The following is a 14,582-nucleotide window of genomic DNA, read 5'->3' as shown; positions in this document are numbered from 1 at the left end:
AGTCTTACTCATAGGACGAACTGGATGCCGGGGCGACATCGCCCATACGCTGATACTGCCGGGAGCGGAATGGATATTCCGGATCATTTCCTGGTCTTTTGCACTACCCAGAAACCGAAGATCCTGGCCGTCCTGGCTATCTGTACGATAAGGGCGGCAATCAATAGGTAGCCGAGGGTCGTGGCAAGGTATGCGCTTGACCATGTCATCCTGGCAAGGATATTCATTCTTGGTACAGAGATGTTGGCGACGATGGCCGGAACCACAACCCCTCCTATGGTTGCCCCCGCAGGCCCCATGAGGAGCAGCGTGATCAAGGCCGCGATGAGCGCATGGAGCACCCTGGCGATTATATATGGCTTGATACGAATATCTGTACCATTTGTCATGCTCGTGACTTGCGCAAGCACCGATAGTCCGCTCCACGCGATTATGGCTGAGGCCGCCATGACCTTGAGTGTCATCGCACACTCGGCGCGGCTTGCCAATTCAGTTCCTATCGTTATCTCAAATATGCCGCTCACGAGGGCCGGGGCCAGAGACTGGCTCATCCCAAGGCTCGATAGCAGCCATGCGACGGGCCTGGAAACGATTTGTATTATATTTGCAGCGGTGAGCACCTGGATGATCACAGAAAACATCATGATGAAGCCGCCAATTACAAGGAGCGTTGTGACAGAATCTCGCACCGCATCTCCGAAAAGCTGACCGAAAGGACGGCCATCAGCTCTGCGGGCGTTATAGAGATCATCAAACGCTTTCTTGAAATAGCCCTGCCGCATGGAAGGCCTCACGAACGCCGGTCGTTCCTGTACATTTGGTCCGTGGAGACGCATGATCACACCCATTATTATGCTCGATATATAGTGAGCGCCTGCAATGATCCCTCCGAGTGATGGCGAATGGAACATGCCTACAGCCACGGCTCCGACCATAAAGACAGGATCGGCAGTATTGGTGAAGGCTACGAGCCTTTCAGCCTCCACCTGTGTGCAGAGGTTTTCCCTCCTGAGTCTGGCTGCGATACGGGCTCCGATGGGATATCCAGAGGCTAGACCCATTGCCATGGCAAATGCCCCGACTCCAGGGACGTCGAAAAGGGGTCTCATAAGGGGTTCGAGCAGGGCTCCAATGAAGTGAACGACCCCAAGCCCCATAAGCACCTCGGCGGCTATGAAGAACGGCATGAGGGCTGGAAATACAATTTCCCACCATACCCTTAAGCCATCGAGGGATGCCTTGAATGCCGGCTCTGGATATATGATAATGGAAATCGTTACGAGAAGACCAATTGCGGCCATAAGATATGCAGTTTTACGATCACTCACAAGGCGTCTTCTCAAGACAGATCCCTCCTCTATGCTGATACTATGTATATTTCTGGAGTAGGACGGCTATGCCGCAATGGATGTATTTCCAAGTTTTCTCATTGGCAGCGGCACGCCGGGTGGATTATAATAAAACAAACTGGCGTCAAGAATGCCCCAGGGGCTTTTCCTTGGGGTTTTGTTTTGCGCAGTGTGATAACAGGGGGTGAGATGGTGCGGAAATTCGTGTCATTTCTGAAGAAATTTATGGCAATTGCTGCCGCGATTTCAGCGCTGATGCTCGCATTAGCGGGAATCGAGATATATACTGATCGCCAGCATCTTGAGCCACCATCCGCAGTTATGTCTCGTCATGAGCCGATGCCTGCCGGGGCTCGAGAATCGTCTCCGGACTATGAAGCATTGAGGCAGCAGCTGTTATCTTATACAAATAGCAGGGATGCTATCTATGGGGTATACTTCAAAGATCTGAAATCAGGTCGCACTATAGAGATCAACGCCGATCAGCCGATTCCTGCCGCCAGCACTGTGAAAGTGCCGGTGGTCCTTTATCTCAACAAATTGGTGGCAGAGGGGAAACTGGATTGGGACACGAGAATCGCATATGATAGCGAGCTCGACTATCAGGACGGCGCAGGAATCCTTCAATTCGCCGCAAGGGATGGTGACACCTATTCATTGAGGACCCTGGCGAGTCTTGCCATAACCATAAGCGACAATATCGCCAACAGGATGCTGATGAGATACCTGGGCCGGGACAATATAATAGAGTTCATGAAAGATCTCGGGGGAGAGACCGTCTATCCTGACGGTCAGAATATCACGACGGCCAAGGATATGGGAAAGTATGTCGAAGCCGTGCTGGCATTCGCGGAAAAGCACCCGCGCGAGGGTAGCAGGCTGCTCGACGATATGGCCCATCCAATATACCATGTGGGTCTTCCTGGTGAGCTTCCTCCGAATATCATCGTTGCTCACAAGGAGGGAGATATCTCCGGAGTAGCGAATGATGTGGGCATAGTATTTACTGATAGGCCATATATACTGGCTGTGTTATCCCAGGGTGTATATGACGTTGACGAGGGTTTCTCCAATATAGCGCATATATCCCGTATTGTCTACGATTACCAGACGCGACTCGGTTAAAATCTGGCAACGCTAAAGACTGGACATATCAATGGTATAGGGCGCCTGCTCTGAGTAGGTGCCCATACCGTCATCATGGCGCCACCGTCGTTATGGTTGCGCTGCCGAATAGATAGAAATAGCCTCTACATGAGGGGGGAGTGAGATGTCGCAATATGTCAGGCCGGCTATGGATAGGCCGAGGGTGGGTCTGGCCCTCAGCGCTGGCGCGGCCCGCGGATTGGCTCACATAGGAGTGCTCAAAGTCCTGGAGGAGGCAGATATACCCATAGACTACATAGCGGGCACCAGCGCCGGCGCTCTCATTGGAGGCATCTATTCTGCCACCCGTGATCTCAAATCCATCGAGAAGCTTGCCACCAGCATCAGGTGGGATCTCCTTGTCGACTTATGTGTTCCAAGAATGGGACTTGTAAGTGGCGAGAAAATAAGGGAGTTTGTCCGGTTGCTCACACACGATATGAGATTTGACGAACTATCCATCCCATTTGCGGCGGTTGCTGTGGATATTGAATCTGGCGAGGAAGTGGTATTAAAGGAAGGCCTCGTGGCCGACGCAATCAGGGCCAGTGTGAGCATTCCAGGAGTCGCCGTGCCTTTGCGCCTGGGGAACAGGCTTCTGGTAGACGGGGCGGTCCTGAATCGTGTGCCCATCAATGTCGTGAGGGAAATGGGAGCGGATCTGGTGATCGCATCCAGTGTATTTGGCAGGGCAGCCAGGGAAAAGATGCGAAGTATATTTGATGTGATTGCTACGGCAATCGAGATCATGGAAATGGAGATACTGAAAAACCGGATCGTTGAGGCGGACGTGGTTATCCCAATAGACGTGACCGGAATAGGGCCCACTAGACTGGATATGGCTAAGGATTTGATCAGTATGGGGGATGCGGCTGCCAGAAAGGCTCTTCCAGATATTTTGAAGGGAATAGGGAGGATGTAATTCCTGTGAAAAGGAAGGCTCTCGGGGTTCTTCTCTCCGGACTGGTTCTCGTCATGTCGATACAGGCATTCCTTTATCAGCACTTTCTCGTGGTGATGCCTGGCCTTGCTGTAGACCTCAAGGATATGGTGACCGTGGAAACCGGGTGTAAGGAATCAACCGGCAAGTTCCTTCTGACCTCAGTATCCAGCGAGCCTGCAACCATTTTCTCCATCATTGCTGCGGCCATGTCACCTTATGTTGATTTCGTGCCGAAGACGAGGGAAATACCTCCAGGCATAACCATGGAGAAGTATCTAAAGATAATGGAAAACCTGATGAGAGAGAGTCAAATGATAGCCGAGGCCGTGGCTTTGAGGAAGGCGGGCTATGAGGTAAAGACGTCTGTTCAAGTAATGGTGGAAGATCTTATGGAGGGTAGTCCGGCCCATGGGAAAGTGAGGCCTGGCGATGTAATCCGTGAAGTGGATTTTAGGCCGGTCAGGACCGCGCAAGAGGCCATTGAAGCTATCCAGCGGCACAAGGTTTCAGATGAGGTATCTCTCATACTGCTTCGCGATGGCAAGGTCATATCCACCAGAATCAAGACGATTCCCAGGCATGATGATAAAAGCAAAGCTGCTATCGGGGTGCTGATAGCTCCTTACATTGAATACGAATTTCCGGTAAAGATAGAAGTAAGATCAAAAGATATACGGGGGTCTTCCGCCGGTTCCATGTTTTGCCTGGAAATGCTCGACCAACTCACTCGGGGGGATCTGACCTCGGGGCACATCGTGGCAGGGACCGGGACTCTTGATATCGATGGAAAAATAGGGCCGATTGCAGGGGTGAAGCAAAAGATAAGGACGGCAGAAAAGGCAGGAGCTGAATTCTTCTTTGTGCCAAAAGAAAACGCTGAGGAGGCGAGAATGGCGGCTACCACTGTCAAGGTGATCGAGGTATCCAAAATCGATGATATGCTAACGTTTTTGGATAGACTTGCAGGGAGGAAAAAGCATTCTGATGGTGAATGAGTTGTCATTGGGTGTTCTTACGGAGGTCATAGGTTTCAACCCTGAAGTCATGACCTCTGCGTGGCGAAAGGATGGTGAGGCAAACTTGGCCTTGCGTGGGGGTCGCCGGCTGACCATAAATATCATTTTGCTGCTCCTGTTCCTTTTATCCCCGGTGAGTCAGGCTGGCAGCGAGATGACAAAGGCCGATCCCGTCACCAGCGCGCCGCTATTGCGTATCGGCATGCGGGGCGAATCGGTGAGGCAGCTACAGGACAAGCTCAAGAAGCTAGGTTTCTATGGAGGCGCCTTGGATGGTTACTTCTGGAATGGCACAGAACGCGCCGTAAAGGCATTCCAGAGGTCACGCTCACTCTACGTTGATGGCGTCGTAGGGCCCAGCACATACAGGGCCCTAGAGCTCGCACTTTCCTCAAAGGGTGTTTCTTCCAGGGGAAAAGAACATGGGATCGAGATCATTCCCTGGACGATGGCAAATAAGATCCTGCAGGGAGTATTCAAGGTTACTGATGTGGAAACCGGGCTTCAATTTACAATGAGAAGGCGCGGTGGTCATCTCCATGCCGATTGCGAGCCGCTCATGGCCGAGGATACCAATAGAGTGAAGAGGGCCTTTGGCGGCAGGTGGAGTTGGGAAAGACGGGCCGTCATCGTGCATCTTGGATCCAGGCGTCTTGCAGCCTCGATGAATGGAATGCCTCATGGAAATGGCGAGGTAAAGGGAAACGGCATAAATGGCCATTTCTGTATCCACTTCCTTGGCAGCAGGACCCATGGATCGAGACGTGTGGACCCGGAGCATCAGAGGATGATATATTTGGCGGCCAAATAATCATCCATGGCGTTGCGGCATTGCAGCATTGCAGTTGCGGATTGACATAGGGTGCCGCTGCCTCTATAATTAGACGCGGTGGCTTTGAGGGTGTGTTAGAATGGAACTAGATGTTCGGGATGTTCTCAAAGAAAAGGGCAATAGCAAGCGATTTTCCCTGCGGGAGAGGATCGGTTCATTATTTGCCAATGGCAGGGAAGTGCAGCTTGACGAACCAGTCGAGATCGACGTTACGGCCACTAACACCGGTAAGTTGGTTGTCTTACATGGCAGATTGAATGCTATAGTGCCCATGATTTGCGATAGGTGCTTGAAGGAAGTCGCCCTGTCGATCGAGGCCGAATTTGAAGAGGAATATCGACATATTCACAAGCCTCCGTCCCGTGGAGCAGATAAGGGACATGAAGATGAGGGACAGGAATATGGAGATGGCGCGCCGGAAGATGTGTGGTCAGATGACCCTGAGATAAGGACTTTCTATGACGAAGTCATTGAAATTGAGCCTGCCGTTAAGGAAACCTTGAGTATAGCGATTCCCATGAAGGTAATATGCAAAGAGGATTGCAAGGGATTATGCCCCACCTGTGGGAAGGATTTGAACGAAGGTCCATGCAATTGTGAGCCCGTTACCCAGGATCTCAGGATGGCTCCACTTGCAGAAGCTTTGAAGAAGCTAAGATCACCAGAGCAAAAGGGATGACCCTTGCGCTTGGCGAGGAGGAGGTGCGACTATGGCAAATCCCAAAGGACGTTTTGGCAAATCAAGAACTCGCAAACGGCGTGCAAACTGGAAAATGGAGGCCCCCAGGCTCGCTGAGTGCCCAAAGTGTCATTCACCGAAGCTACCACATAGGGTGTGCCCGGAATGTGGATTTTATAATGGCCGGGAGGTCATAAAGGTGAAAGAGCCGGCAGCTGGCCGGTAGCGGCTGTTCCAGCCCAGAAGTTCGTTTCCGCGACCCGCTCGCTATACGAGTTCCCGGCAGGAGAAGTCTTGCTTTGCGAGAGTCTCTCCTGAGAACGGTATAGTAGCGGGTCGCTTTTCCTTCCAGGCTGACCAAAGATTCGTAACTAGCGATTTTTTGTAGACATTCCTGTTGCGGAATCTCATCATATGCTATATACTACCGTTAGTAGCAGGTCCTAATAGCTGGTCCTATAATCGTGGGCGGACAGCCATGGCGAAAGGTGATTCTTGCGCCGCTGGCACTCCGTCCTGGGGGGCGACAGAGTGGGTTCTTCCGGATCTTTCGCAGGGAAATCGAAGATAGAGCGCCAGAAGGCCCTTGCGGATGTGATCTCCCAAAATCCATTTATAACTGATGTTGAACTGGCATCCAGGCTCGATGTAAGCGTGCAGACGATACGACTCGATCGGTTGGAGATGGGGATACCTGAGGCCCGGGAACGAATCAGACGGTTGGCTCATGAGGCATATTCAAAGGTCAAGGCACTCACTGCCGGTGAAGTCATAGGCCAGCTCATCAGCGTAAAGCTGGGGGAAGAAGGAACTTCCATCCTCGATACAACTCCCGAGATGAGTTTTACACGCACCCGGATCGTCCGAGGGCATCATATCTTTGCCCAGGCCAACTCTCTGGCGGTGGCCATCGTGGATGCAGAGGTGGTCCTGACGGGCTCAGCCAGCATCAGATTCAAAAAGCCTGTATATGCAGGAGACAGACTTATCGCGACCGCGCGAGTAATGTCAAAGGAAGATGGTAGACATAGAGTCCATGTTGTAACCAGAGTGGGAAATGAAGAAGTGTTTTCAGGGGATTTTGTCATGTTCACTCGGGAGGGGCTCTAAATGAAAATAGCTTTAGATGCCATGGGAGGAGATTTTGCTCCGCAAGAGCTTGTTCGTGGGGCCATCGAGGCTGTGAAAAGTCTAGGCGTAGAAGTTGTGCTAACAGGAGATAAGGAGAGGCTTGAGTATGAATTAGAGAAATCAGGGGCTCCTTCTCAAGGATTAGAAATCGCCCATGCATCCCAGGTTGTTCCCATGGATGAACACCATCCGGCCGAATCTTTGAGGCATTATCGCGATTCTTCGGTGATGGTGGCAAGCGACCTGGTGGCGCGAAACGGCGCTTCCGCCATGGTCTCTGCAGGCAATACCGGCGCTGCGTTTGCAAGCGCGCTCCTCCGGATAAAGCGTATCCCCGGGATAGAGCGACCAGCCATTGGCACGGTTTTCCCAACAGTGGACGGGTGCTGTTTCCTCATCGACGCTGGGGCAAATGTCGATTGCAGACCGCATCACCTGGTGTCATTCGCCATCATGGGAAGTATATACATGAACAAGGTCATGGGCATCGATCATCCGCGGGTCGCGATTTTGAACAATGGTGAGGAAGAAGGAAAAGGTAACCAATTGACGAGAGAGGCCCGGGAACTCATCGCCGCAACAAGTCTCAATTTCATCGGGAACATCGAGGGCAAAGATATCCCTCATGGCGGCGCAGATGTCATCGTGACTGACGGTTTTACAGGAAACATCGTTTTGAAACTAGCGGAAGGCCTTGGGACTGCCATCGTGGCTATGATCAAGGACGGTATAGAAACCACCGGGCTCCGGGGCAAGGCTGGCGGTCTCTTGCTCCTACCCGTCCTCAAGGGCATAAAGAGGAAGATGGATTATTCAGAGTATGGGGGGGCGGTGCTTCTTGGCCTGAACAATGTCGTGGTGATCGCGCATGGTAGATCAAATGCTAGGGCCATCAAGAATTCCATCAGAGTTGCCAGGGATTCGGTGGAGGCACAGATCATTGAGAAAATACGAGACGGGTTGAGTGAAATCAAAGAAGCAGAGTAGAATAGCAAAATCCATCAATATATACTGAACCAGGTGATGTAAATATGGCCTCTGTGATTTTCGAGAAGACTTCGACGGTGGCGAGAGGGGTTGAGATCGCAGGCACTGGAATGGCTGTGCCAGACAAGGTCCTTACTAATGCCGACTTGGAGAAAATGGTGGATACCAGTGACCAATGGATTACCGAAAGGACAGGTATACGTGAGCGTCGCATAGCTCCGGAGGGAATGACGACCTCTGATCTTGCGGTGGAGGCCGGGAGGCGGGCCCTCGAGGATGCGGGTGTCGACGTCAGGGATGTTGATCTTATAATCGTTGCCACAGTGACTCCTGATATGTTCTTCCCATCCGCTTCATGCCTGACTCAATGGAAGCTTGGGGCAATCAATGCCGCGGCCTTTGATATCTCAGCGGGCTGTTCCGGGTTTGTATATGGCCTCGTGAATGGCGCCCAATTCATAAGCTCGGGTTTCTATGACACCGTACTGGTAATAGGCGCAGAGACCCTCTCTCGAATTGTCGACTGGACTCACCGAAACACCTGCGTCTTATTCGGCGATGGGGCAGGAGCTTGCGTTCTCCGCCCAGCATCAGGCGAACCGGGGCTCATCTCTGCCGTGCTTGGAGCGGACGGAAGTCATGGAGAAATGCTGAAGCTGCCAGCTGGAGGATCACTGCTTCCGGCATCCCATAAGACCGTAGATGAGCGACTTCATTACTTGAAGATGGAAGGCAATCCGGTATATAAATTTGCCGTCAGGATCCTTGCGGATGCTTCTCAGCAGGCGATTGAAAAGGCTGGTTTATCCCCTGATGATATATCCTTGTTCATCCCTCACCAGGCAAACAGAAGGCTCATGGATATAGCGGCCGAGAGGCTCGGCGTCAAAGACAAGGTCTATTCTAACGTAGAGAGGTATGGAAATACATCTGCGGCTTCCATACCCATAGCCCTTGACGAGGCAGCGCGTGAGGGGGCTATCTCTGATGGAGACATGGTATTGCTTACAGCATTTGGTGCAGGACTCACCTGGGGATCTGTCGTATTAAGGTGGTGCAAGCATGAACGCCGGGCATAGAATAGCCTTCCTCTTCCCCGGCCAGGGGTCTCAGTACGTGGGAATGGGGGAATTCCTCAGATCTAGCGGCCATGAGGTCATATCGACATTTGATGAGGCTGACGCCGCTCTGGGCTTCCCTTTATCCCAGATCATATCTGAAGGCCCGGAGGACAGACTAACGCTGACAGAGAATGCGCAGCCTGCGATATTGACAGTGAGTGTGGCCATGTTGAGGCTCCTCGCCTTGCATGGAATCAAGCCCGACATGGCAGCGGGGCACAGTCTCGGAGCATATAGCGCGCTTGTCGCGGCAGGCGCCTTACAGTTTCAGGACGCTGTGAGGCTGGTGAGACAGAGGGGACAGCTGATGCAGCAGGCGGTGGAGCCTGGAATGGGAGCCATGACAGCCATCCTCGGCCTCGATGAGGAAAAAGTCCGTGTCGCGTGCGAGAGGGCGAGCCATATAGGGATAGTTGATCCTGCCAATTTCAACTGCCCCGGCCAGATCGTGATATCTGGCGAGAAGCGTGCCGTGGACTTTGCCACCCAGGTTGCCATGGAGCTCGGGGCAAGGAGGGCCATTCCTCTAGCAGTGAGCGGCCCGTTTCATTCTAGACTCATGGCAGGAGTAGTGCCTGAGCTGTCCCGCATCCTCCGCCAGACCCCGGTTGGGAGGCCTGAGACGCCATTCGTGTCTGATACAGAAGCGAAACCTTTATCTGATCCGGAGGATATCAGGGGATATCTTGCGCGCCAGGTGGAGAGGCCTATAAGATTTCAGCATGTTATGAGCTTCATGATTGAAAGTGGGATGGACACTTTCATCGAGGTAGGTCCCGGAAAGGTCCTGACCGGATTCTTGAGGCGGATGCCCCAAAAAGTCCATATGGTCGCCCTTGATGCCCCAGGATATTTAGAATCACTACTTGAGATCCTGAGGGAGGATTGTATGCAACATGAAGCTAATGAATAAGGTAGCAGTGGTTACCGGTGCCTCCAAGGGAATTGGGAGGGCTATTGCCATTGAGATGGCCTCTCAGGGGGCCAGTGTGGTGGCCCTCGGCAATACAGACCCGGCTGGAGCTGAGAAGGTCAGGGACGAGATCATGGCCCGCGGCGGAAATGCCATAGCCATGAAGATGGACGTAACCAACGCCGCTGAGATCGAGACCATGTTAAAGGCATGTCTTGAACATTTCGGCAAGGTCGATATCCTGGTGAATAACGCTGGCATAACCAGAGACAATTTTATATTCCGGATGAGCGAAAAGGATTGGCAGGAAGTACTGGATGTGAATCTCAAGGGAGCCTTCCTGTGCACGAAAATAGTCGGGCACCAGATGTTCAGGCAAAGGTCCGGAAGGATAATCAACATCTCATCGGTGGTAGGCATCATGGGGAACCCAGGCCAGGCCAATTATGCGGCCTCCAAGGCGGGATTGATAGGCCTTACCAAAACTTCTGCGCGGGAGCTCGCGGCGAGGGGCGTGACCGTCAATGCCATCGCGCCTGGGTATATCGTGACCCAAATGACTGAAAGCATGCCAGAAAAGGCAAGAACGGCCCTTCTCAACATGGTTCCCATGGGGCGACCCGGTATGCCCGAGGAAGTCGCCAAGGTCGCTGTCTTCCTGGCGTCAGATGATGCCGCATATATAACCGGGCAGGTAATTGCGGTGGATGGCGGAATGTCCATGTAAGGGTTCTTATCCTAATAGATAGAGTTCCTCGAAGGGAGGTGACAATCATGGGAGAACTAGATCCCAAGGCTGAGGCCATTTTCGATAAAGTGAAAGAAATCATTGTCCGTGAGGCACGGGTTGATGAGTCTCTCGTCACCCTCGACGCCACCATGAATGATTTATATGCAGACTCGGCCACCAGGATGAGCATCGCTGATGAGCTTGATCGCGAGTACAACCTGGGAGATCTCGATGTTGACCTGGCTGAAGATACGACCGTCGGCGACATCGTTGATTTCATCCGGGAGCATCTCGAGGAAGAGGAATAAAGCGTCGAGGAGAGGCGCCGCCGAATGCGATATGGACGTCTATAATAGACAATCGGAGACTAGGGTCTGGGGTGAGAGGTTTGAGCCATCGAGTTGTTGTAACCGGCATAGGTGTGATCAGTCCAATAGGTTCTGGAAAGGACGCGTTTTTTGAGGGTTTGTCTCAGGGTAAAAACGGCATAGGGAAAGTGGAAAGCTTTGATGTCTCCGGATTCCGGACTCAGATGGCAGGAGAAGTCAGAGATTTCAACCCAGATGACTATATGAACCCTCGAGAAGCCTATCGACTTGATAGATTTACTCAGTTTGCGATAGCTGCCGCAAAGCAGGCGGTGGTAGATGCAAATCTCGACATCAACCCAGAGCTTTCGCATAGGGTCGGCGTGATCATGGGATGTGGCATAGGCGGCATACGGATATTTGAAGCACAGGCGGGGGTCCTCCGCGAGGAGGGTCCCCGCAGAGTAAGCCCTTTTTTCATTCCCATGATGATCCCTAATATGGCATCCGGACAGGTTGCAATCACACTGGGAGCCAGGGGGCCTAATTTCACGTTGACTACAGCATGCGCTGCCTCTACTCACGCTATCGGTGAGGCATTTCGCATAGTCTCGTCAGGGGAAGCTGATGTGATCTTCGCCGGCGGAACAGAGGCTGGCATAACGCCCTTGAGCTTTGCCGGATTCTGTGCGCTCCGCGCCATGTCCAAGCGCAACGATGATCCCGCCCATGCCATGAGACCTTTCGATAAGGAGAGAGATGGTTTCGTCATGGGCGAGGGGGCCGGCATCCTGGTCCTTGAATCGTTGGAATCGGCCATGCGCAGGGGTGCCAGGATCTATGCCGAGGTAGCCGGGTTTGGGCAGAGCTGTGATGCCTACCGCACCGTCGAACCAGACCCCACGGGCAGAGAACCCGCAAGGGCCATGTCACTCGCTCTTAAAGATGCCGGCCTGGCCCCGAGCGATGTGGATTACATTAATGCCCACGGGACGTCAACCCCGCTCAATGATAGATGCGAAACCCTGGCTATCAAGCAGGTGTTCGGGAAACATGCCTATAAGCTCAAGGTGAGTTCCACAAAGGGAATGACAGGGCACCTTTTGGGCGCCGCAGGGGCGGTGGAGGCTATAGCCTGTATTTATTCCATCTCATCTGGTATGATTCCGCCTACTATCAACTATGAATTCCCTGACCCGGAGCTCGATCTGGATTATGTGCCAAACCAGCCAGTGCAGGCGGACGTAAGAGTGGCGATGTCAAATTCGTTCGGTTTCGGGGGACATAATGCCAGCATCGTGCTGAAGAGGTTCGAGTCATGAAAATAGGAGGGGTTCTTCCAGGGTGAACGCTGATCCGGGTGCCCACGATCTTGGTGAACTTGAGAGGATTTTGGGAGTCTCCTTCAGAGATAAGAGGCTCTTGCTCCGCGCCACCACCCACAGTTCGTTTGATGGGGAGCCGAATGTCGGTAACAATGAGCGCCTGGAGTTTTTGGGCGATGCGGTGCTCAAACTTTGTGTCACGGAGCATGTTTTCGAAAGCTACCCGGGTGAAGATGAGGGAAAACTTTCTAGTCTCGTGGCCTTTGCCGTGAGCGAAGCAACCCTCTCGGGCATTGCTTCGCGGCTTGGATTGAGCAACTTCTTGCGCCTGGGCAAGAGCCTCGAGATCACAGGAGGAAGATATCAAGCGTCGATCCTGGCGGATCTCTTTGAAGCCATCGTGGGCGCCATGTATCTGGATAGAGGGTTTGGCGTGACATCTCATTTCGTGCTGCGAGAGATCTCCCCGTCGCTCCCTTCTTCGGGACATATAAGCGCCTGGAAAACCCCCAAAACTAGGCTCCAGGAGCTTATTCAAAAAGAGGTCAAGAAATCTCCGACGTATAGATGCATTTCCCAGGAAGGGCCAGACCACGCCAAGATTTTCCATGTCATGGTCGTTCTCGACGGGGATATCCTTGGTGAGGGCAAAGGAAAATGTAAGAAAGAAGCCGAAGAAGATGCCGCCTCCCACGCCCTGGACAGGATATTGAGACGTGAGGCGCTCCTTTCCCATAACTGCTTCCCGGGGAATTTCGATCGGCCATCGCTATCATCTAATGAATCCCGAGAAAATCTGCATTCAGAAGGATAATCTGGGAGAGTGTTGAATAACAAATAACAGATAGCAAAAGCGACTGGTTACGGGAGACCTAGGGAGGGTAGGTGAATGGAGATACTGAAAGTATCAGCCCAATCTAAGCCCAAGTCTGTAGCGGGTGCCCTTGCTGCTGTCCTCAGGGAAAAAGGCTCGGCAGAAGTGCAAGCGGTGGGGGCTGGAGCAGTAAATCAAGCTGTGAAGGCCATTGCGATCACAAGAGGTTTTGTCGCGCCCAATGGAATCGATCTTGTTGCAATCCCTGCTTTTGCTGAAATTCAGATTGATGGGGAGGAGAGGACCGCAATCAAGTTCATTGTGGAGCCTCGGTAGGCCCGAACGGGGGAAACAATCCGAAAAGCTGGTCCGATAGTACATGCTGGTCCAATAGTCTGGCCCGTTTATCCTGGCGTCAGGATAGCGGGCTTTTCTTTTGGAGCGCTTCAGCGAATATATCCCGGCGGAGGCAAATATACATTTATCAAAGGCTTGACCACATCTGCCTCCGGAGGGATCAATATGACGAACCAAGAAGAAGACAAGAAGCTATTGAGCCGGGCCAGGGAAGGCGATGAGCAGGCAAAGGAGGCTCTCATAAAGAAATATATTCCCATGGTGAGGCATATTGTGAAAACCTCGTGTCCAAGGGGCAAGGACAGTATTGAAGATATGATACAGGAGGGTTTGATCGGTCTGCTGGATGCTATAAAGGAATATGACAACCGCCAGGATAAGACTAAGTTTAGCTCATTCGCCTATCTTTGCGTCATGAGGAAGATCTATAACTACGTCCGACGCGTCAATAACAATAAACAGAGGGCCTTGACGGGCGCTCTATCCCTGCAGGCTCACCTCGACCATGAGGAAAATCGCACGATACAGGATCTCCTTGGCAGCACGGAGCTTGACCCCGTGGAGATCTATGAGAATAAATGGATCAGCCAGAGACTGACCCAGGTCCTCAAAAACCATTTGTCATTATTTGAATATGCGGTAGTGGTGTTGCTCGCCAGAGGATTTTCCCTCAGCGAAATAGAACGCAAGGTTGGAGTGGACGCGAAGTCGGTGGACAATGCGCGCACCAGGGCGCGGGCGAAAATTGGCAGGATCATTGACATGTACGGTTCCCTCGTGAGTCCCCAGGTGCCAGACAACGTCAGGAAACGGGAAGATCTGTATCTGAGAGTTCGAGTTGTCATATGAGGGTTTCCTTTCCTGCACCCGTATGCTAGAATCATTCTGTAGCAAGAGAATAACCGCCCCGATATCGTTCATGTCGGCGCTG

General features: G+C 52.4%; 17 protein-coding genes. 16 read left to right on the top strand and 1 reads right to left on the bottom strand.

Going from position 1 to position 14,582, the window contains the following annotated elements; genetic code table 11:
* Positions 1-83: 83 nt before the first annotated feature.
* Positions 84-1,301 (bottom strand): sporulation integral membrane protein YlbJ, encoded by a 1,218-nt coding sequence (ylbJ, locus tag HPY52_02050; protein ID NPV79048.1) that lies wholly within the window; start codon positions 1,299-1,301, stop codon positions 84-86.
* A 303-nt stretch (positions 1,302-1,604) separates the two neighbouring features.
* On the opposite strand from ylbJ, the gene HPY52_02045 reads away from it, so the two are divergent.
* From HPY52_02045 to HPY52_01970, 16 genes are all read left to right on the top strand, one after another.
* Positions 1,605-2,474: a serine hydrolase gene (locus HPY52_02045; protein NPV79047.1), complete on the top strand. Its 870-nt coding sequence runs from the start codon at positions 1,605-1,607 to the stop codon at positions 2,472-2,474.
* A 169-nt stretch (positions 2,475-2,643) separates the two neighbouring features.
* A complete protein-coding gene (locus HPY52_02040) occupies positions 2,644-3,417 on the top strand; it encodes a patatin family protein (protein NPV79046.1) in 774 nt (257 codons plus the stop codon).
* Between the two features lie 5 nt (positions 3,418-3,422).
* Complete coding sequence (locus HPY52_02035) at positions 3,423-4,433, top strand: PDZ domain-containing protein (GenBank protein NPV79045.1); 1,011 nt, start codon at positions 3,423-3,425, stop codon at positions 4,431-4,433.
* Positions 4,423-5,265 (top strand): hypothetical protein, encoded by an 843-nt coding sequence (locus tag HPY52_02030; protein ID NPV79044.1) that lies wholly within the window; start codon positions 4,423-4,425, stop codon positions 5,263-5,265. The genes HPY52_02035 and HPY52_02030 overlap by 11 nt, the downstream gene beginning before the upstream one ends.
* Positions 5,266-5,365: 100 nt before the next feature.
* Positions 5,366-5,965, top strand: coding sequence for a DUF177 domain-containing protein (locus HPY52_02025; GenBank protein ID NPV79043.1), 600 nt, complete (start codon positions 5,366-5,368; stop codon positions 5,963-5,965).
* Between the two features lie 31 nt (positions 5,966-5,996).
* Positions 5,997-6,191, top strand: a complete 195-nt coding sequence (rpmF, locus tag HPY52_02020) for a 50S ribosomal protein L32 (protein NPV79042.1) — start codon at positions 5,997-5,999, stop codon at positions 6,189-6,191.
* A 305-nt stretch (positions 6,192-6,496) separates the two neighbouring features.
* Entirely contained in the window at positions 6,497-7,075 is a 579-nt protein-coding gene (gene fapR, locus HPY52_02015) for a transcription factor FapR (protein NPV79041.1), read from the top strand.
* A complete protein-coding gene (gene plsX, locus HPY52_02010; GenBank protein ID NPV79040.1) occupies positions 7,076-8,083 on the top strand; it encodes a phosphate acyltransferase PlsX in 1,008 nt (335 codons plus the stop codon).
* Positions 8,084-8,127: 44 nt separating this feature from the next.
* On the top strand, positions 8,128-9,162 hold the full coding sequence (locus tag HPY52_02005) for a ketoacyl-ACP synthase III (protein ID NPV79039.1): 1,035 nt from the start codon (positions 8,128-8,130) through the stop codon (positions 9,160-9,162).
* Positions 9,146-10,117: an ACP S-malonyltransferase gene (gene fabD, locus HPY52_02000; protein ID NPV79038.1), complete on the top strand. Its 972-nt coding sequence runs from the start codon at positions 9,146-9,148 to the stop codon at positions 10,115-10,117. The genes HPY52_02005 and fabD overlap by 17 nt, the downstream gene beginning before the upstream one ends.
* Positions 10,101-10,844: a 3-oxoacyl-[acyl-carrier-protein] reductase gene (gene fabG, locus HPY52_01995; GenBank protein ID NPV79037.1), complete on the top strand. Its 744-nt coding sequence runs from the start codon at positions 10,101-10,103 to the stop codon at positions 10,842-10,844. The genes fabD and fabG overlap by 17 nt, the downstream gene beginning before the upstream one ends.
* Positions 10,845-10,891: 47 nt before the next feature.
* A complete protein-coding gene (locus HPY52_01990) occupies positions 10,892-11,155 on the top strand; it encodes an acyl carrier protein (protein ID NPV79036.1) in 264 nt (87 codons plus the stop codon).
* 80 nt (positions 11,156-11,235) lie between these two features.
* Positions 11,236-12,477: a beta-ketoacyl-ACP synthase II gene (gene fabF, locus HPY52_01985; GenBank protein NPV79035.1), complete on the top strand. Its 1,242-nt coding sequence runs from the start codon at positions 11,236-11,238 to the stop codon at positions 12,475-12,477.
* 22 nt (positions 12,478-12,499) lie between these two features.
* The gene (gene rnc, locus HPY52_01980; protein ID NPV79034.1) at positions 12,500-13,294 is read left to right on the top strand and encodes a ribonuclease III; all 795 of its coding nucleotides are present in this window, start codon (positions 12,500-12,502) and stop codon (positions 13,292-13,294) included.
* Positions 13,295-13,369: 75 nt separating this feature from the next.
* Positions 13,370-13,630: a stage V sporulation protein S gene (locus HPY52_01975; GenBank protein ID NPV79033.1), complete on the top strand. Its 261-nt coding sequence runs from the start codon at positions 13,370-13,372 to the stop codon at positions 13,628-13,630.
* 186 nt (positions 13,631-13,816) lie between these two features.
* Complete coding sequence (locus tag HPY52_01970) at positions 13,817-14,500, top strand: sigma-70 family RNA polymerase sigma factor (GenBank protein ID NPV79032.1); 684 nt, start codon at positions 13,817-13,819, stop codon at positions 14,498-14,500.
* Positions 14,501-14,582 lie beyond the last annotated feature (82 nt).

The organism is Bacillota bacterium, from assembly GCA_013178415.1.
In the GTDB taxonomy this organism is placed as follows: domain Bacteria; phylum Bacillota; class SHA-98; order Ch115; family Ch115; genus Ch115.
The sequence above is the reverse complement of the archived record's forward strand: the minus strand, read 5'-3'. Positions and strand labels throughout refer to the sequence as shown.